Source organism: Bacillus sp. ISL-77, assembly GCF_018613105.1.
On the sequence record NZ_JAGGQY010000023.1, the window covers coordinates 92,839 to 112,664 of the forward strand.

19 protein-coding genes, 1 tRNA gene and 2 pseudogenes are annotated in these 19,826 nt (G+C 35.5%); 10 read left to right on the forward strand and 12 right to left on the reverse strand.

The genetic code is table 11. The features are described from left to right. Positions 1–632: 632 nt before the first annotated feature. The 3 genes and pseudogenes from J7E77_RS08995 to J7E77_RS09005 all read left to right on the forward strand — a co-directional run. A pseudogene (locus J7E77_RS08995) lies at positions 633–1,103 on the forward strand (hypothetical protein); the annotation flags it as partial. A 202-nt stretch (positions 1,104–1,305) separates the two neighbouring features. Then, on the forward strand, positions 1,306–1,704 hold the full coding sequence (locus J7E77_RS09000) for a hypothetical protein (RefSeq protein WP_214713581.1): 399 nt from the start codon (positions 1,306–1,308) through the stop codon (positions 1,702–1,704). A gap of 39 nt (positions 1,705–1,743) precedes the next feature. Beyond that, positions 1,744–2,196, forward strand: coding sequence for a helix-turn-helix domain-containing protein (locus J7E77_RS09005; RefSeq protein WP_214713582.1), 453 nt, complete (start codon positions 1,744–1,746; stop codon positions 2,194–2,196). Between the two features lie 760 nt (positions 2,197–2,956). Here J7E77_RS09005 and J7E77_RS09010 read toward each other — a convergent pair. Further along, positions 2,957–3,053, reverse strand: a tRNA-Sec gene (locus J7E77_RS09010). 1,002 nt (positions 3,054–4,055) lie between these two features. On the opposite strand from J7E77_RS09010, the gene J7E77_RS09015 reads away from it, so the two are divergent. Continuing rightward, a complete protein-coding gene (locus J7E77_RS09015; RefSeq protein ID WP_214713583.1) occupies positions 4,056–4,478 on the forward strand; it encodes a CBS domain-containing protein in 423 nt (140 codons plus the stop codon). Between the two features lie 373 nt (positions 4,479–4,851). On the opposite strand, the gene J7E77_RS31700 is transcribed toward J7E77_RS09015, so the two are convergent. The 5 genes from J7E77_RS31700 to J7E77_RS09040 all read right to left on the reverse strand — a co-directional run bounded on the left by J7E77_RS31700 (position 4,852) and on the right by J7E77_RS09040 (position 8,350). Next, entirely contained in the window at positions 4,852–4,962 is a 111-nt protein-coding gene (locus J7E77_RS31700; protein WP_374102962.1) for a DUF3934 family protein, read from the reverse strand. Positions 4,963–5,275: 313 nt separating this feature from the next. Next, positions 5,276–5,716, reverse strand: coding sequence for a S1 domain-containing RNA-binding protein (locus J7E77_RS09025; RefSeq protein ID WP_214713584.1), 441 nt, complete (start codon positions 5,714–5,716; stop codon positions 5,276–5,278). Positions 5,717–6,247: 531 nt separating this feature from the next. Then, on the reverse strand, positions 6,248–7,042 hold the full coding sequence (locus tag J7E77_RS09030; protein WP_214713585.1) for an FAD synthetase family protein: 795 nt from the start codon (positions 7,040–7,042) through the stop codon (positions 6,248–6,250). 19 nt (positions 7,043–7,061) lie between these two features. Next, complete coding sequence (locus J7E77_RS09035; RefSeq protein ID WP_214713586.1) at positions 7,062–7,862, reverse strand: 2-keto-4-pentenoate hydratase; 801 nt, start codon at positions 7,860–7,862, stop codon at positions 7,062–7,064. Positions 7,863–7,876: 14 nt separating this feature from the next. Next, complete coding sequence (locus tag J7E77_RS09040; protein WP_214713587.1) at positions 7,877–8,350, reverse strand: flavin reductase family protein; 474 nt, start codon at positions 8,348–8,350, stop codon at positions 7,877–7,879. 546 nt (positions 8,351–8,896) lie between these two features. On the opposite strand from J7E77_RS09040, the gene J7E77_RS09045 reads away from it, so the two are divergent. Continuing rightward, positions 8,897–10,192, forward strand: a complete 1,296-nt coding sequence (locus tag J7E77_RS09045; RefSeq protein ID WP_214713588.1) for an MFS transporter — start codon at positions 8,897–8,899, stop codon at positions 10,190–10,192. Positions 10,193–10,387: 195 nt separating this feature from the next. Here the strand turns inward: J7E77_RS09045 and J7E77_RS09050 are convergent, their stop codons facing one another. Continuing rightward, positions 10,388–12,193, reverse strand: a complete 1,806-nt coding sequence (locus J7E77_RS09050; protein WP_214713589.1) for a V4R domain-containing protein — start codon at positions 12,191–12,193, stop codon at positions 10,388–10,390. A gap of 178 nt (positions 12,194–12,371) precedes the next feature. Between J7E77_RS09050 and J7E77_RS09055 the strand changes: the two genes are divergently transcribed. From J7E77_RS09055 to J7E77_RS09075, 5 genes are all read left to right on the forward strand, one after another. Continuing rightward, on the forward strand, positions 12,372–13,268 hold the full coding sequence (locus tag J7E77_RS09055; RefSeq protein WP_214713590.1) for an alpha/beta fold hydrolase: 897 nt from the start codon (positions 12,372–12,374) through the stop codon (positions 13,266–13,268). A gap of 24 nt (positions 13,269–13,292) precedes the next feature. Further along, complete coding sequence (locus J7E77_RS09060; RefSeq protein WP_214713591.1) at positions 13,293–14,462, forward strand: acyl-CoA dehydrogenase family protein; 1,170 nt, start codon at positions 13,293–13,295, stop codon at positions 14,460–14,462. A 93-nt stretch (positions 14,463–14,555) separates the two neighbouring features. Continuing rightward, positions 14,556–15,536, forward strand: a complete 981-nt coding sequence (locus tag J7E77_RS09065) for a VOC family protein (protein WP_214713592.1) — start codon at positions 14,556–14,558, stop codon at positions 15,534–15,536. A gap of 103 nt (positions 15,537–15,639) precedes the next feature. Then, positions 15,640–16,680, forward strand: coding sequence for an AbrB family transcriptional regulator (locus J7E77_RS09070; RefSeq protein WP_251026930.1), 1,041 nt, complete (start codon positions 15,640–15,642; stop codon positions 16,678–16,680). Positions 16,681–17,189: 509 nt separating this feature from the next. After that, positions 17,190–17,648, forward strand: a complete 459-nt coding sequence (locus J7E77_RS09075; RefSeq protein ID WP_214713594.1) for a DUF1643 domain-containing protein — start codon at positions 17,190–17,192, stop codon at positions 17,646–17,648. Between the two features lie 294 nt (positions 17,649–17,942). On the opposite strand, the gene J7E77_RS09080 is transcribed toward J7E77_RS09075, so the two are convergent. From J7E77_RS09080 to J7E77_RS31705, 5 genes and pseudogenes are all read right to left on the reverse strand, one after another. Then, positions 17,943–18,194 carry a hypothetical protein gene (locus J7E77_RS09080; RefSeq protein WP_214713595.1) on the reverse strand — a complete coding sequence of 84 codons (252 nt, stop codon included), beginning with the start codon at positions 18,192–18,194 and terminating at the stop codon, positions 17,943–17,945. Next, positions 18,194–18,610 carry a recombinase zinc beta ribbon domain-containing protein gene (locus J7E77_RS09085; protein ID WP_215018209.1) on the reverse strand — a complete coding sequence of 139 codons (417 nt, stop codon included), beginning with the start codon at positions 18,608–18,610 and terminating at the stop codon, positions 18,194–18,196. Before J7E77_RS09085 ends, J7E77_RS09080 begins: the two co-directional genes overlap by 1 nt. Then, positions 18,597–18,737, reverse strand: a complete 141-nt coding sequence (locus J7E77_RS09090; protein ID WP_214713597.1) for a hypothetical protein — start codon at positions 18,735–18,737, stop codon at positions 18,597–18,599. The genes J7E77_RS09085 and J7E77_RS09090 overlap by 14 nt, the downstream gene beginning before the upstream one ends. A gap of 383 nt (positions 18,738–19,120) precedes the next feature. Continuing rightward, positions 19,121–19,561 (reverse strand): hypothetical protein, encoded by a 441-nt coding sequence (locus J7E77_RS09095; protein WP_251028019.1) that lies wholly within the window; start codon positions 19,559–19,561, stop codon positions 19,121–19,123. A gap of 15 nt (positions 19,562–19,576) precedes the next feature. After that, positions 19,577–19,720 (reverse strand): annotated as a pseudogene (locus tag J7E77_RS31705) (recombinase zinc ribbon domain-containing protein); the annotation flags it as partial. Positions 19,721–19,826: the final 106 nt, after the last annotated feature.

Below are 19,826 nucleotides of genomic sequence, written 5' to 3' on the forward strand. Positions count from 1 at the left end.
AATTAACCACCTTAAATCTTCTGTTCATTATGGAATGCAGAAATTGAATACTCTTAAATAGACTTAATGTTTTTTTATCTACCTACTAAAATTCCAATCGAGTTCACAAAAGGTATATATTTGGTGTTTAAAAAAGGAGAAACTGTTGGGATAACGCTCCCCTAGAGCCATTTTTCGGTCATTTTAAAGATGAAGCAAATATAAAATCGTGTGTTACCTTAAACGAACTTATCAATTTTCACTATAATAGTTATAATTAAAATTTCCTTACTTAACCTTGGAGGTTAGATTATGCAATTTTGAAACAAATCTAGGAAATCTAATCAGAATATTGCACTCGCACTAAGATTAGTTTCAAAATAATCTCCGTTTGGTAAAGGTTTTGCTTTTCTCATATTTTCTGCATTGCATTAAAAGTGTCAATATTCCTGCTGTTACATCAAAAGTTTCACTCTTAATTTTTTTTTGACCGTACGTAAAGACTCGGCGAAGCCGCAAATATTTTGTATTGTGGAAAGTGAAAAGGGTGCTGACAGAATGAACCATAAGCACCCTTTTTATCAAAGTGTGATTTCTACTTCCCAATCATCTGGCTGTAAACCGGTGTACCAGATAGGAGAGAATCAACAAGGTTTAACATTTATTATGAAGGTAAATATTATCCTCCAAAATACGTGGTTTCTATTGCAAATATTTTCGCTAATGGTCAAGAATATTTACCTTCTTTGTTTAGTGGTGGTGATGAAACTAATAGGTTTTTAAAAGGTTTAGGATTTATAATAGTTGAAAGTAATTTCAAAATTGATTCTGAAGATAAAGGTCATTGGAATTATTTGAAAAGTCATTCATGGGAGATTATTTCGGGAGATTTAGCAATAAAAACACTTGATAAATCCGCATTCCTTCATCCTGGAACTGGTATTCCAAAAGAAATACGAAGTTATTTTTATGCTCAAGGAATGGGTAACGGCGAAAAAAGAGAAATTGTACTGGAATATAGAAAAAAAGTTTATCATGCTGCTATAGAAATGGACAAACAAGATTCACCTCGAAGTAGACTTTTTTGGAAAGCAGACTTTTCAGAGATAATAAAAAATATTTGAAAAATAAGGGGGGTATCCTTTTTTTTTGCTTTCGGCTGGACTATATCCCACACACAAAATTTATCCCATTTTACGTTTTCCTTGCTTTCCGCTTTTTTCTGCTGATTTTCGATTTTCTAAGCCTACCAGTTCTAAGCATAACGTATAATCTAACCTTCTTTGACTAATAATGGATTTATTATTGATTCTTGGAGGTTTATATATGCAAGAAGAATCCTATTATAAACGAACAAAAAGAGAAAAAGCATTGGTCAGAAAGTTAGCCCCTAAAATTATCGTCAAATTCTTCAACTCGCTTGATTTTAAAATAATAAGCTGGTCACACAAGCATATTGGTATTTCTCATGGAACAGGACGCTATAATATTAATGTGGAATTATGTGAAGAAGTAATTCACTGTACATTATGGAGAATCCACTTAAATGAAAGAGATTCAAGTAAATTAATATCAACTATGTTGAAGTTTTTTCTATTTGAATTAAAGCCGAATGATAAATTATCTCTAAAGGGAGAAATTATTTTAAATGAAGATAGCCAAATTGACACATTAGAAACCTTGATGGCTATTGAACAATTTTTTGTGGAAAAAAGTAATGGCTAATCACTCGCTGATTAGCTTTTTCTATTTTCCCATAAGTAGGTGAACAAAATTAAAAAGAAATTTATTTTAGAATTTGACCATGAACCCAGCTTACTATTTGTTCCTTCAAAAGCTGGTAGAAGACGTGTAGGAGAATATGCAAAAGGAGAACAATATAAATCCCGTACACTATTAACAGAATCAGAAGTTATTGAAATCAAGCGATTATTAGCAGAAGGTGTAAGAAGTAAAGATATAGCAAAACAATTTAAGGTCAAAAATATTGACGCAATAAAAAGCAAGAAAAATTGGGCTTGTTTAAAAACACCATATGATGATAAAATTCCATATCCACCTAGAGATAAATTAACCGAAGAAACAGTAAAGGAAATTAAACAACTATTAAGACAAGGTGAAAAACAAAAGGTAATAGCTGAACGCTATAGTGTAGTACCAGCACATATTAGTGCAATCGCAACAGGAAAAAGATGGAAGCATATAACCATAGATTAAAAGCTACTCAATCGAGTAGCCTTTAATTTTGCCTTATTGTAAATGTTCGTTTGCTGGGCTGAAAAATTTCCCTTGTTTAAATAGCTGATTGTATTTTTCCTTTATTAGAAGTTCAACCACCGTACCCTTTGATACTGGTACTTTAAAATATGACCTGTTTAGTCCTAAATTGAAAGAGCAAAATTATTGCAAATGTTAAAGAAAAACGTCAAGGTAAGCCACGATGGAATAAATTAATAAAGATGAAAAATGACACGTTCACTCGTCTCGCCGTAATAAAACTATTAACAATAATACAGTAATTATAAAAGAATATATTAAAAAATCCACATTATTTTTAATCAACTATTTCTTTTTCTAAATAGTACACAATACGTTATCTAATATTTATTGAAAACTGTGTACTATTCTAATAACCTTTGACCAAACCAAACTCTACCTAAGAACTAAAATAAAGGTATCATTTTTTTTCTTTTCTTTTAACTATTTTTTTGGTTCTTCCATCTTTTTGCACTTCATAATTATGTGCAATAAGAAAGGCTTGTACTTCTCGATTTTTCATTGTGTTGGTTAATCTTTGCTTTGTCATTTTAGTAGATGCTTTCTAGTACCTTTACGCATAATAAAAAACCTCCAAATGATTGAATTTGAAGGTTCTGAACAAACACAGTTTCGTCTTCTCGGTCACTCTCAGTCTCGTCAAAAATGAACAAAAGACTGTGTGTGTTGGAAGTTGAGTGGTGGATTGAAAACATTAAATTGGCGGGACTGCGTGGGAATCGAACCCACCAGACCTGACACGCAGGTCTCAAGCAGTTTTGAAGACTGTGGAGGACACCAGTACCCCATTAAGCCCCTCCGAAAAGGCATTAAATCAACGTTTTTATCAAGATCCAATACAGTATATCAATTATTAATTATCAAGTTTTTTACGTAAGTTAATTTTATTTCGGATTAAATTGAATCTTTACAATTTCTTTATATAACAGAATTGGATTTCTTTGCAGTATAATATCATATATATATTTATCTTTAAAATTAATGCCCTTATCAGTTTTTAAGGTTTTGTTTGATTACGATAGTTTAACAGTGGTTAACAGATAAGACAGTACCTTTAAGTAACAGTCATTTTAATAAGTGGGCATTAAATTCCTGGAATTATTTTTAGATAATTCGGTATTATTCTTAGTTCTTTTTCCTCTTTTTAACAATTTATTACCCGCTTATAATCAAAAGTAATTAATGACCCCTTTATAAATATATTTCTTCGGACTCTCATACGGGAGTCTACTTTTTTTGTTTATTTATCATATTATTTTATCCTTTCCTTTCTATTGTTATTGATAATTTATAGTCCATAAATTGACGGTATTAGTTGTCCAATTACTGTCCAACCGTATCTCTGAAAAAAGGAAGAATCATGATAATTCTACCTCAATAACCCGTTTAACCATGTGATCATCTATTATTCGAAATCCGTTCTGTGAGCCATAAAGCAAACAATGAGTATATAACTTATTTATGAGCCTTGCGGCTCATCCAGAAAACCGGTGAATTTCATCTAATGCACCATCAGAAAAAAACTGCTGGTCCACTCCTGCATATTTTAGGTGCTTTGCTACATACTCTCCCACTTGAGCACGGTCATAATGTCCCAATTTGAACTGTATATAAATTCTTTGCCGAATGGCTGCGAATTATTGAAGACGTAGGTATTCTTATTGAGCTTTCGATGCATATTAGTGCCATAAGGTATGATATATAAATCTAATTGAAATTTAAACTCGTATTTGATTAATAACATAGAACTAAATGGGGAAATACTAAATGAGAATTAATCACCGGAGGAGGAAGAAACGATGACTATAGTACGCGATATTATGACAAAAGATGTTCAGGTGTGTTCACCACATGACACAGTTACAGCAGCAGCAAAAATTATGCGTGATATTAACTGTGGATCGGTTCCTGTGTGTGAAGGTAAAAAAGTTGTTGGTATGATTACAGATCGTGATATTGTATTAAATTGTGTTGCTGAAGAAAAAGATTGTAAGTCCGTTCATTGCCATGATAGTATGACAAAGGACGTAATCACATGCTCACCCGATACAGATGTACAGGAATGTGCTCGTATGATGTCTGATCATCAAATTCGACGTATTCCTGTTGTTGAAAATGGAGAAATGATAGGTATTTGTGCCATTGGCGATCTTGCAACAGTAAACATTCATGTTAACGAAGCAGGAGAAGCATTAAGTCATATTTCTGAACAAATTCACTAATATCATAATTTACCCTTCCAACATTAGGAAGGGATTATTTTTTTTGAATATTTTGATCATGTAATCGATATCTCTAATTTCAAACATTTAATACCTCGAAAATATTTAGGATGGGTGCTTTACTCCAAAGGCACTAAAAAGTGCCTTATATTATCTCTCATTTTCAATAACGTTTTTCCATGAGTCCTAATATATGTAATTTATTCATATGTATTCATTTGGATCCTCCGAAAATAAACACTTCTAGTTTACGCTTCCATCCTCGTCCATCTTTATATTTATTAATTGCCTTCCTTGAATCCTGAATTAATTCAATTTATTTATGGCCATATTCCATATTGCATTATCATCAATAAAATTCAGATTACCTTGCTTATATAAGGTTTGGCACTCTTTGCCTTGTGGCACTAGCTTTCCAACGATCTTGGCCTTTCTTGCTTGTACCTCTACCTGTTTCGCCTTTACCCTTAGCTTTATTTAAAATATAATCACTCCATTATTATAGTAAATCTGAGCTCCTGTGGTTTGTTAGTTTTATCCATTTTATACGTTATTAACCAAGCACACGAAATATACCATATCATTTCAGGAGGGTTCGTATTGAAACATAAACATTTTAAAAAAGTCATATACACCAATTTCCTTATTCACCTAAGCCCTTCCGTTAGTCATAAGAATGCTCTATTAAACTTTAATATTGTTTTAATGTCTGTTTGAGTTACATTAAAGAAGGCAAGCCCGTTTATTATACAGGCTTGCCTTTATCTATATGATGAAGTTTTAAAAAACGCAGCAGATTATCCGCGTCTTCCTCCTCTACCGCCTTGTTTTGCTCCAGTGCTACGTTTGAGGGTAGACAAATTCTCTTCACTAGTTTTTAAAAAACGAGCCATTTTATCTTCAAAATTTTCCTTTGGTTTGAAATTACTTTTTGAACGGAAGTCTTTTGAACGGCTAGAATCTCTTCCTTGGCGTTGTGGATAAGAAGAAGTTTGTCCTTCGGGTCTATCTATCGCTTGTTTGATTGACAAGGCAGTTTTTCCGTCTTTCTCACTAATCACTTTTACTTCAATCAGGTCGCCAACTTTGAGATGGTCATTAACGTCTTTAACGTAGCTATCAGCAACCTCACTGATATGTACAAGACCTGTTGTGCCTCCCGGTAATTCCACGAAAGCTCCAAAATTAGTAATGCCTGCTACTCTACCTTGTACTTTGCTGCCTACTTCTACTGACATAAAAATAATGTTCCTCCTCAATAATGTTAAAAACAATTCATTATAACTAAATAAGGTAAATGAAATCAACTGAAGTTATTATCCTCTTAATTTTGATTAGTTCGTCCTCTTAACCAAAAGACAAAAGCGTATTTCTTCATGGTTTTCCATCAATTGTTCATCCTGATTTTTTCCATATTTAAAAATCAACACTATTATTTTAACAGGGCCAAAAGAAAAAGAAGCTACCACAGCAATCCCATTGTTTAATAATAATGATGATATGATCAACATAATTAAAAATAACTTATATGTAAATATATAAGATAACCTGACATATATGTTGAAATATATTTTAAAAATATTGATAGAATCAATAATTAATTTTATTTTTTTTAATTTACGACTTACATATATCATTGGAACAAGCAATACGGCAAGTTTGCAATCCATCTGCCACCAGTTGACCACCAATGTTTCTGCATTCCACATGTGTGGAGTGTAATTGACAACACAAAGGGATGTTGGTGGGTTTATCAATAAAATCAAAGGCTAAATAATCAGCTTGGTATTGTTGAAACGATCAACCCATTGTATCGTTAATAAATTCGGTAGTGTAGACACTTCATGATGAATCTGAATATATTTTTTACACTTTACTGTTGCAACACATTCAATGAAAGAATGTCGATCTTCAATCAATACTTTATAACTACCTACATTCGGTAACGAATAATTCGGTAGTATACCATTCTTTTGACAATACTTAGTTTTATAAAAGCCTCCCAATAAACTCGGTAATTCACTAAGCTTTCGTTCTGTTAAGTGCTTCCGAATCAAAGTCGAACTAATTTTTTGATTATTCCACTTTAACTCCTCGACAACAGTTAGGCCTACTTGCTGTGTCGCCGCATAAACTGCCAGTGTTTTAACAGTACCACTTGCTTTTGCCCCATATGTATAGTCGAAACCGCAAATAACTTCCTTAGCATTCAAACCGATAATATAATCATCTAAAAAATCGTTCGCTTCTACTTTAGCTAATTCCTTTGTAAATTCTACGATATAAAAAATATCCACTTCAAGCTTTTCTAACTTTTCTACTTTTTGTTCTAGTGGCTCTAGATAGGAGAATTCTTTGTCTGGAAATAACACACTTTTTGGATGCGGGAAAAAAGAGAGAACGGCTAATGATAAATCTTGTGCTTTTGCTTTTTCTTTAGCTGTTTGAATTACACTTTGATGCCCTAAATGCACACCATCAAAATAACCAAGCGCCATTGCGACATCAGGAGCTGTTTGTCTAATCTCTTGTAAGTTATTAGCATTCACATAGATTACCTTCATTGCGATTCTCCTTTTTCTTTTATCTTGCCTTTTTCACTACTTCCTTCAAAATGGTAACGTTTACTTTTCCCAGTATACCGAAGTCAACTTCGAATTCATCGCCTGTCTCAAAGGTAACAGCCTTTGATAGTGCTCCTGATAAAACAAACATGCCTGGCTCGATAGAAATGCCATATGCACTTACTTCATTTGCTAACCAAACAACCGCATGGAGTGGGTTACCTAACACGGCCGAGCTCGTTGCTTCGTCTAAAAATTCACCATTTTTCTTCACCATCATTGGAATATTTGTGATGTCTTCAATTTCTTTAAGCAGTGTACGCTTTTCGCCTAAAATCGCACCTGCTGAAGAACCATTGTCTGCCACTGTATCCTCGAATTTTATTTTCCAATTCGCAATACGGCTATCGATTACTTCTACTGCTGGTACAACATAAGCTGTTGCATCAATTACATCTTGTACGGTTACTTTTGGCCCTTTTAACTCTTTATTGAAAACAAATGCTATTTCAAACTCTACCTTTGGTTGAATATAGGACTCGGCCACTAAACCATCTTCCTCGTCATATACCATCGTATCTAAAATAAAGCCGTAGTCTGGTGTATATACATTCAACATTTCTTGCATCGCTTTACTGGTTAAACCGATTTTTAGCCCTTTTACTGTCGCCCCTGTGTCAATCTTCTGACGAATTTGCGCTAATTGCACTGCATAAGCATCTGCAACTGTAATATTTTCATAGGTTTCAGTTAATGGGGCAATGGGTTGTTTCGTCCGTTCTGCTTCAAGCAATGCTTCAGCCATTATTTGAATATTCATAGACAATTCTCCTTTTATGATTTAACTGTTTCTAACACAGTCAATTGACGATATTTACCGCTGAAGAACAATAACGGATCTTTATCCAGAAGACGTAAATCTACTACTTTACCAATGAATAATGTATGGTCACCTTCTATATGTTCTGATACAACTTCACATGCGATTTGAGCGATCGCCCCTTTTAATACAGGTAGTTCAGCTAACGTCTCAAATTCAACTTCTTCACCAGGTTTTCCAGCGAAATGACGTGAATAATGCTCTTGATCTTCCGCTAAAATATTTACTGTATATTTTTTAGACTGTGAAACTTTCTCTAAAAACTTTGCTTTATGTCCAATAGAAATTAAGACAAGCTTCGGATCCAATGATACTGACATGAAACCGTTTGCTGTCATTCCATGTGTTTCTCCCTCGTTTTCAGTTAAAAGAACCGTCACCCCTGTAGCAAACTTTCCCATTGCATCCCTAAATAAACGATCATCCATCTCAATTCCTCCATTCTTAATCGATTGATTTAATCATAATTGAGTTAATTTAATATTATCATGGTATTTTTTATTGAAAATTCAAATATAAACAATAAAATTTACCCGAAACCAAATTTGAATTTTTTGTGAATTTTTTTTAAGAAAAAGTCAGATCTATCAATATATCATCATGTCAAAAATTTCACTTTTTGGAATTGGAATTTAGTTCTTTCTAATTTGTTCTCTTCCAAAAACAAATTAGTATCCTTCTTTTTTTTTCTTGTAAATCTCTTTTTTTTCAAATAGAATTCTTTTCATGGAAGATTCGTAATCTGAATATTCCCAATAGACACTATTATTTTATTAAAGAATCGCTGAAATGAATGCGTATCTTGCAAAAAAAATGGAGGTGGGAAATTATCCTAACAATTTTTTGAAAACGCTGACAATCGCCTTAGAGTAAAGTGGAGATGTGAAATTGCCTAAAGAATTTTCAAGTATATCTAACAATTTGGTTACAAAATGATAGGGATGGGAAAATACGGAAATATAAGGGGGCTTTTCATGCGTTGGGTTGTATTAGGATTTCTATTCTTGCTTTCTGTTTTAAACTATACGGATAAATCAGTTTTAGGATTAGCCGCAGAACCAATCATGACTGAACTAAATTTATCTTACGATCAGTTTGGTTTAGTGGGAAGTAGCTTCTTCGCTGCATACGCTGTCGGAAGTATTATTCTAGGCACATTAACGTATCGCTTCAACTCAAAATATTTATTAATGATGATCGCTACTGGATGGACACTTTCATTAGCAAGCGCTTATTTTGTCGAAACGTTAACTCAATTAATTTTACTACGTGTTGTCTTAGGTTTCTTCGAGGGTGCTACGCTCGGTTTTTGCCTAGTACACCTTGCACGATGGTTCACTATTGCACAACGTGGTGTCGCTACAGCTATTATGACTTCTGGTACAACAGTTGGTACGTATTTAGCTGCACCACTTATAGTTATGGGTATTACAAACTTAGGTTGGCAACATTCTTTTGCAATGTTAGGGGTAGCAAGCTTTGCATGGGCACTCTTCTTCTTCTTTATGAGAGACGAGCCAAAGCAACCACTGATCGAAGACGTAAAATCTTTAGCTTCTAACAAGGAAGTACCCTTCAAGCAAATTTTAAAAGTATTAATCAACCCGTATGTATTATCAATTTTTGTTGTAGGTTTCGTATCCATGTGGATTACAACTTGGGTTCTTACTTGGGCACCAACTTACTTAACAAAAATCGTTGGTCTTGAGCCACAAAGGATGAGCTTAATATTCGCTGGAATGGGTATTACAGGTACAGTATTCGCAATTTGTGCAGGTAAATTTACAGATTTCTTATTCAAGAAAAATAAAAGCCTTATCAAATCTTATGACCGTGTATTAGTTACAGTATTACTTGTTGGTGCAACCTCTTACGCAATGACAACCATTGTATCTTCCCCAGTTTTAGCATGTATTTTCTTAGGAGTGGGCTTAATAATGAACACAAGCTTATTACCGTTAAATGCTGCGATGACAACAATAATCATTCCGAAAAACTTAGTAGGCAGTGTGACAGGTTTTACACTATCTATTTCAAGTATGGCTGGTATAATTGGTCCATGGATTACTGGTTACTTAATTACACTTGCAGGTGATGACGTTCGCTCTGGCTTCAACTCAGGGGTGATAATTATCGTTAGTTTATATGTTGTAACTGCAATCGTGTTATTAGCTACGCGTACATTAAAAATTACATCAACTGAAAAAGAAGATGCAAGTCGTGCTGCTGAAGAAGTGCAAATGAACTTAGACGTTGTTGTAGAGCAATAATATTCAACATGGGTTTATCCCATAAGAAAAAATATATCCGACTGTAGACAAACTCAAATAGTGAGTGTGTTTACAGTCTTTTTTGATTATTAATGGTAATCATTAAGTACGAGTGCTTGATGTCCAAATCAAATGACAAAAGGCATACGAGAGGTTAACTTTCGATGCCTTTTGTCGTCCATATGATTTGGCTTTTTAGCGTGCAAATTCCTCAAAGTTTAAGCTATCCGACAAAATTAGTGCCTGAATAACTAATAAAGTATACGCTGCAGTTGATGCGTTTTTTAGTGAAATTTGTAGCTGCTCCTCAATTTGCTTTATACGATATTGGATACCGCCGATTGATAACGTCAACTCATCCATCGTTTCTTTTAAGCGTTGGCTATTTAATAAATAGACGTAAAGCGTGTGCAACAATTCTTTTTTACGTACATCATTGAAATTGTATAAGTCTTTTAACGTCTTTTTCGCCATTTCATGCAGTTGCTCAATACTCATGTTCTTTACGATATCGCCAAGCATTCCTAAATCTTCGTAATCTGTTAGTAGCTTTTGGTTTGGGAAGCGCTGTGCGATACGCGCCTCTTGTAGAGAACGTTCGAAATCTTTAAAGTTGCTAAACGTTCCGCTTAGCCCTATTGAATATTTATAATTGCTATTTTGCTTCTCCATCTTTTGAAAAATTTTCGTGATTTTCCTTTGCCAACCTTGCTGATCGCTATTTAGCGAGTTAAGGAGAGCAATTTCTTCCCCGAGTACAGCAAAAATACAAGATAAATCCCACTCTTTTGCCAACTTTGAAAGCTCTGTTAGCTGGTCATGAATGTCAATAATTTCGTGATTTTTCTTTTTCTTTTTCACACTAATTATACCTGTAGAAAATGGCGGCTGAAACTTAAACGGTAAGAATTTATAGTAAGATTCGATATCTTTAATATTTCGATTATGAATTAAGCGCTCTAATAGCGAGCTACGCATACGTTGTTGCTCTTCAAACTGCGTCTCCTCGTATAAAATACATAACGCCACGACCGTCGAAATACGCTCTAAAAATAAGTGGTCGTTTTCATCCATATACTTGTCATCAAAGTAAAAAAACGAACAAGTGGCATAACTTTTTTTATTAATGAGAACAGGTGCCGTCAACTTCCAATATTTATCACCTTTATAATGCGAAACGTTGTGCTTATCGACAAAATGCGATAATTTCGCCTTATCTTTTTTTATTACTAGCTGCTGTTCTTCCGTTAAACCGATTTGACTTAACGGAGTGCCGTGAATATCCTCAATTAAAATCGGGATGTTCAACAGCTCATACGCAGCCTGTACAATTTCATCCATCGAATGCTTATCTGTTACTTTTTGCGTAAGTTGACCTTGAAATATCGAAATTTTTTCGAGCATTTGCTTATGATGCAAAAGTGCATCATATGTCATTTCAAGCTCGGATAGAATGTTGTCGTTTTGATAAAGGTGAATAAGATCCTCCTTCTCTTTGAGCCAATCGCGCTCCAAACGCACTTTAAACTCACAGCATGGATCACCTTTTGCGACGCACTTGTACTCAACGGCAATAATTGACTCGCCAAACTCATATGTCAATGCACCACTTGCAAAGCCGCATAACATATGACAAACACATTCATTTGCTAAACCGTAATTTTTAAGGTGTAATGCTGCTTCGAATGATTCTACCCATTGTCCCCACGTATCAATACATTCAATCGTGCCGTCCGGATGGCGCACAATTTCCCCCATGAAAATAACATCTTTTACGTGACCTAAGCGCGAATGTCTTTTACCGACAGGATTGATCGAGTTTTTACTTTGGAGCATATTTTTTGCTGATTCCATCCCAAACTCTTTACCAAATCGGAATAAAAAGCCTTTCGTTTTATGAGAGCCGATGTTGTTAAATAAATTGTTTTTTAATGTGTGGAAGGCATTTGCCGACATTAAAATATTTTTCGTTTCGCTAGAATCAAATGCTATTTCACTCATTAAAATCACATCCCCTTTGATTTCCTATTTCCCATATTACAAAAAGGAGATTCATTTTTCAATAAATTTTAAAGATTATTACTATTCATTCAATAAAAATCACTATGACGTTTAATATTTTTAACAGTTATACTCAAAACAGAAAATAACAATCAATACAATACAAGGGGGCAAAACGATGACAATTTTTGAAGGATTTCATAATAGTTTCGTATTAGCAAACGGTGTACGTACACATTATTCCTGGGCCGGAACAGAAGGACCAGCTGTAATTTTACTACATGGTGCAGGACCTGGAGCTTGCGGCGCAGCGGGTTGGCGTTTGATGTTACCTGCATTAGCAAAAGCTGGCTTCCGAGCATACGCCGTAGATCAACTATCAATGGGCTTCACAGATGCACGCCCTCACGCATGGCCAGTAAATGGTCATCAAAGCTTAGTGGACCATGTACATAATTTTATTGAAGCATTATGCCTAGATGAAGTATCACTTGTCGGCAACTCACAAGGTGCTTACGTTGCAGCTAAATATGCAATTGACCACCCTGAAAAAGTAAATAAGGTTGTTTATATCGGCAGTAATACAATTTATCAAGCGATGCAAGAAGTACCCGAAAGAAAGCTACGTTCATTCTTAGAAGTGATTGGTTACGACTATACAGAAGAATCGTTACGTAAATTTATGTATCGCAATTCAAGTGAAGACACAGTCATTCCTGAAGAACTAATTCAACTACGTCATCAAGCAGCAACTCGACCAGGTGTAAAAGAATCAAATCACGCGTTCGATGCTTACTTAGCAAGAATGAATGAAGAACCAAGGCTTTGGGATCGTTACTGCATTAAAGATGCATTCCCAAAATTAAAAATCCCTGGCTTATTCATTTGGGGTAACCAAGATTCTGTTGCACCAGTTGAGACAGGTTATAAGCTTGAGAAATTATTACCGAACATTAAATTCGAATATATCGAAAGCTGCGGTCACCAAGCACAAACTGACCAACCAGAAATCGTGAACAAACTAGTCACCAATTTTTTAGCAGTGGAAAAAGATCAAGTAGTTACAGCACAATAAACTATTTTTGAAAGGAATGATCAAATGTTAACAGTAGTTGAAAATAAAGCTACTTATGAAGAAATTATGCAAAAGGCGAAGCGTATCGGTGAAGCTGCAGGGTTAGAAGCAATCGAAGCAGATCTAAACTCGACAATTTCTCCACGCATCGCGGATATTATCCGCGAGGAGGAAATTCATCGTTTAATTTTACCGAAAGAGTTCGGCTATCCACAACTTGATTGGCGCACGTTCGTTGATATGGTAAGTACAGTTGGTTACCACAACTTATCTGCTTCGTGGTTAACATACTTCTTCTCAGTGCACAACTCTTGGGTATGCTACTATCCAAAGCACATTCGCGATGAAGTCATTAACCAAGGCGGCTTCGTAGCTGACGTATTTGCACCCATCGGAAAAGTAGAACCAGTTGAAGACGGCTATATCGTTTCGGGTAAGTACAACTTTGTAAGCGGTATCAATTACTGCGATTGGGTTGGAGTTGGCGCAATTATGAAATTCGAAGACAACGACCAACCTGAGCGTGTAGGTATTTTATTAAAAGTTTCTGACTTAGAAGTTGTGAAAACTTGGGATTCGCTTGGTCTTCGTGGATCTGGTAGTAATACATTAATCATCGATAATGTTTTCGTTAAGCCTGATGCTATTTTACGCTTTAGCAAAATTATCGAAAAGAGCCAACCACCGTATGAAGAGTTCGATCAAGACTACTTATACTACAACACACCATTCTACCCTGGCTTCTATGTAGGGTTCGCAGCGATGGCTGTTGGTGGTGCAGAGCGTGTACTTGACGAATTCGAAAAGCATACAGCAGGTCGCGTACGCTTTTCTGGAATTAACGAAAAAGATTCTCCTACGAGCCAACGTGTGCTTTCGGAATTAAAGCTTGAAATGCTTACTGCTAAAAGTTTATTAAATGAATACATCGCAATGATGGAAACAGATAAAGGCGGCCCATACGAAGGGGCAAAATATAAAGCAATCCGTGCAAAGATTATCGATAAGTGTACACAAATCGGCGTTAAATCACTACTTACTTTAGGTGGACACGCATTATTAAAAGGTCACCCAGTCGAGCTATTCACTCGTGACTTAATGGCAATCGCAACACACATTACTTCTTTATATGAAGACGGCATTTTAGGTTACGGTAGACATTTATTCGGCGTAAATACAAACATTCAAGGGTAATATTAGTACTCGGAAATGTGATTTATAAAGAGTGGATTCATAATTCACATATCCTCTTAAATAAAAAAACAACTAATTATGAGGTGAATATAAATGGAAAAATTTCATTACGCACCAGAAATTGCAAAATTGGGACACGTAGCTTTAGTGTCAACAGATCTTGAAAAATCTTTATGGTTTTTCCGCGACACAATTGGCCTAGAAGAAACAGAAATTGTAGATGGTGTACACTACTTAAGAGCTTGGGGCGACTTCGAACACCATACATTATCAATTACAGCTGGTGAAACTTCTTACATCGATCACATCGGCTGGCGTACAAAACGTCGCGAGGACATAGCAACTTTCGCAACATTATTAGAAGATGCTGGTACAGAAGTACGTTGGATAGAGGCAGGTGAAGAAGTAGCGCAAGGTGAAGCAATCCGCTTCGAATTACCAAGTGGTCACCGCTTCGAACTTTACTACGATATGGAAAAAACACCTGCTGATGAATCTCGTAAATCAGTACTTAAAAACCAAACTTATAAATCTTGGGCGAAAGGTGTATCTCCACGCCGTATCGATCATGTAAACTTACAAACTTCTCACGACAATGCTGAGATCGTAAAATATTTACAAGAAGCATTAGGTTTCAAGCTACGCGAATACTTCGTAAATCCAGACGATGTGCAAGTAGCTAGCTGGTTATCAGTAACAAACTTAGTACATGATGTAGCAATCATGTCTACATCACGTTCAAAAGAGCCAAACGAAATGCACCATATCGCTTACTGGTTAGATAACGCACAAGACTTACTACGTGCTGCTGACATTTTATGTGAAGCAGATGTACAATTCGTTGGTCCTGGTAAACATGGTATATCTCAAGCAATGTACATTTACGTAAAAGACCCGGGAAGCGGCTTGCGTCTTGAAATCTTTACAAATAGCTACTTAATCTTCGAACCAGACTGGGAGCCAGTGAAATGGACTTATGAAGAATATTTGAAAAATGGTTCCGCATACTGGGGTGATCGTCGCCGCGATGACGTAGATCGTGAAGCACAAGTAAAAGAATTAGCGAAATTATAATAACTAGACCACCAGTATTCATGACGATGAACGCTGGTGGTTTCTTAAGTAATAAATGTAGCTAGGAATATTATTATAGGAAGGGGTGTTACTGTTGAAGGCAATGTTAAAGGTGTTAGTTTTATCTTTAATTGGCGGTTATATTTTTAGCCTACTGCACATCCCTATTCCATGGATGCTCGGCCCAATTGTTGTCATCATGTTAGCCCAATTTGTTTATAAAGGACCGCTCAGATGGTCCGGCCAAATGCGTGATTTAGGTGTCGTCATGGTCGGTACCGTAATAGGAGTACAATTTAACATCGATTTATTCGGCATGATGGGCTCAATTTTATTTTACATGATAACGCTAAACATTATTTTAATCGGTGGCTCAATCGGCATCGCTTACTTAACTAGTAAATGGGCAAAAATCCCGATGAAAGCTGCTGTACTTGGTGCAATCCCCGGCGGTTTAGGTCAAATCGTCGTATTTGCTGAAGAAGAAAAAGTTGAAGAAATTGGCGTTATTTCTTATTTTCAAGTAATTCGGCTGTTACTAGTCGTTGTATTCGTACCGTTTATCGTCGCTGGACAAGTAATAAGTAAGCAGCCAACCGACGCGAAGCTTACGATTAGTTTAGTATTATTAATTGCACTTGCATGGGTATGCTCATATTTAATGCAACGTATCCATTTGCCTGTTGCATTTTTCATCACACCCATTATTTTGTTGATTACGTTGCATCTTACAACACCAATCGCAATGCCACAAGTACCTAGCATGTTCATGAACGTCGCACAGCTACTAATCGGCGCCCATATTGGCTTAATGCTCAAGCCACATATGATTAAGCTTCCAGTACGTGTACTTGTAGGCGGCATTTTCAGCGCATTTGCACTGATCGCCCTAACATTCGGCTCAAGCTTCCTAATGTCGTTTGAATTGGACACAACATTCGCTACAAGTTTTCTAAGCACAGCCCCAGGTGGCTTAGATCAAATGGTATTATTAGCTGATGCAGTTAAAGCAGAAGTCTCGCTTGTTTCGATGTTCCAAACGTTCAGGCTATTGTTCATCTTTATTTTAATTATGCCTTTGATGAAAATGTTTTACGGTTGGCGAGAAAAAAAGAGATTGTCTACAATCAAGCAAGCAGTATAGTAAAGTATTAATATATAAAAGCGTATTTTGGAAAATTTTTATTGAGAATCTATAACTATGGCGAAAACGCCCTGCTGATTGAATTTATGTCAGTGGGACGTTTTTTTGATTGATATTAATAAGGGTGAAAGTTAACCATATATAATAGAAGGAATTCAGTGTTTTCTGTATCAAATGATGAGACTTAGAATAATTGAAATGAACATCAGGCAAAGCTTGAAGAGTGCGAAAGTGTTGCGATTAGGTTTTCATCGCATCTTGGGCATTTTGCCACTAAATCTTTTACCATAATATCCCTCCTCTTATACCCAAACTATATCTCTCAAATATATCGTTGTCAAAGTAGTTTATAATTTTATTTATAACTACTTTAAATGTAATAAAAATTTTCTAACTCACTGTTAGAAAAACACTGCATTTATTTGGCTATTTAATTCTTTAATTACAAAAAATTCTAAAATTAATGTAAGATAACGTTAGAAGAATGTTATCCATAATGAGGTGAGGTTTTGAAAACCGTTTCCTTTTCAAATTTTATTGACGAAGAAAATATTATGATGAACCCTAAATTTTTTGATTCAAGTGAAAAGACACTCCACCGTTTTTCAATTACGATACCTTTTCATAATCGAATAGATGGTGGGCATGCCATTGTGATATTAAAAAATCCAATTAATGCAGGTAAAGAAGATACTCAGCGAAGAAAAGTTTCTGATGATACAATTTATAAGATAACGGATTATCTATATAAACTAGGGAATGTTCAAAAGGTAACCATTGTCAATTTATTTACGATGGTCAGTGGCACACCAGATTATTTAAGAGATTACATTGGAACGGATGATGAGCTGAGGTATCGAACATACAACAATGAAGTATTATTGCAATTATTGTCCAATATTAATGTTGAGAAGGATATCATTATTGCAGCTTGGGGGAACTATAAGCCTCTACTTGAGAGTAAATAAAAGGAAAGAATACGTGATGTTATAAAGCTAATTGGAGATAAACCCCTTTATCGTGTTGGTCCAATGGTAAATAATAATAATTATCCAGGTCATGGCAAGTATTGGTATGATTATGAGGATATTTCACCTTATCCATCAAATGCAGTGAGATAAGTTAAATAGAATGATTAATTCATAGAGCTATTTGTGATGATTTTCTCGGACGAACTAGTAATAAATAATAGGTTTTTCTCTATTTAAAGAGAACTAAGCCTATTATTATATTCGTTCAAAAAGGCTGCTGTCGTACTTGTACTATTCCCCATTGCATTCTATTTCCGTCCCATCCATGAAAGTGACAACCAGTTTTCCACTTTCAAAAACGGTGATGTGATCAATTGTCTTTAACATGAAATCTATTTCAAAATCCGTGATGTGTTTTGCATTTTCTGTTATATCTGCGAACTGGACCGCTCTGTATTGCTCTAACGGATTACCAAATTCAGCATGTGTCTCCCATCGTGCCTTTATCTCATCCCGATTATCTATCAAAGCGTTCCAAGCCATCATAAAGGCTGCTCAAGAATGGCTTCATCCACATGTCGATTCGTACATCCTTGTAGACCTTTCACTCGATAGCGTTCTTGGCATTGCCAAACTTTTCGGTAATTATCCCCTGTCTTCCGCCCTCTTCTTGTAAAGGCTTGATTGCAGGTTCCGCAAATTACCTTTCCTGCAAAAGGATTTGCTTCGGGTGTGCGTGAAAATGAATTCAAACTGTGTTCTTCACAATAGTTGCTTCTACGTTGATGTTCATGTTGCACCTCTTCCCAAATTAAAGGGTCAATGATTGCTTCGTGGTTATCCTCAATATGATACTGCTGAATCTGCCCTTCATTTTTGACCCGTTTCTTCGAAAGGAAATCCACCGTGTAGCTTTTTTGCAAAATGGCATCGCCTTTGTATTTTTCATTGTGGAGCATACTTTGGAGGGTTGTTGCTTGCCATTTTTCCTTTCCGTTCCAGTTTCTTTATACCCTCAAGTTCAAAAATTCGTTTAATATAATCCACCGTTTTTCCAGAAAGGTATTCATCGTAAAGTCTCACCACAATCTTCGCCTCTTCATGGTTAACAATCAGTTTGCCATCTGCATCTGTGGAGTCGCCGAGAAATCTCTTTGAACTTATACCAAATTTGCCGTTTTCGTACCTTCTGCTGATTCCCCAAGTAGAGTTTTCAGATATGGACCTGCTTTCATCTTGTGCAAGGAAGTAAGAATGGTAAGTAACACCTATCCCTTAAAGTTGGGTGCCTGTCATGACCCGAAGATTGCCAAATCTTGTCGAGAAAATAATTTGCGAACTTTCTCTAAAATCAATCCCTTTCTAAGCTACGCAAAAAGCCCACTCCGAAGAATAGGCATAAATTCTCTATATATTACTTTAAAAGAATAAGCTGCGCGACACACTCCACATGTGTGGTGTGCCGGTGACTACATTAAATTGGAATAAGGATTTGCGAAACGGTAGTTTTTCACAATATCCTTGTTTTCCTTTACATCAATTCGTTCAATTATTCGATGCAAAAGTTCTTCATTTAAATCTTGAAATTCAAGTATTTTATCTACATATTTCATTATTTTTGATGTTACCTCAAAATAATCAGTTTGATCGTTTAACTGCTTGTTTAGAACCATAAACTGTTGCTCTAAGTCTTGAACTTTCTGCTGGTTCTCATCCGCAACCGTTCGGTATTCTTCTTGTGTAATGGTACCTTGTGCCAATAGCCTTAGAAGATTTTTATTTTCAATTTTTAACATCTCAATTTCTTTTGTTATTCTTTGCTGTTTATTATGAACCTCCTTCTCTATTCTTTTTATCTTATCGTTGGCCTTTTGAAGGAAGTCGGATTTATTCACCGTTATAGATACCATTTCTCGTAAATCCTGTAAAATTAATTCCTTTAACTTCATTTCCCTAATTACATGGCTTGAACATGCTTGAATACCATGTTTACGATATCTGCCACATATATACCCCTGCCTATTTTGCATATACCATAATGCAGTCCCACAATCAGCACAAAAAACAATATTAGTGAATAAATGTTTCTTTTCCTTTGGTCGTTTAGTGTTCTAATATGAAACTTTGCACAATGAAATGAATACCTATTTACAATTAAGCCGCATGGTGATGAAT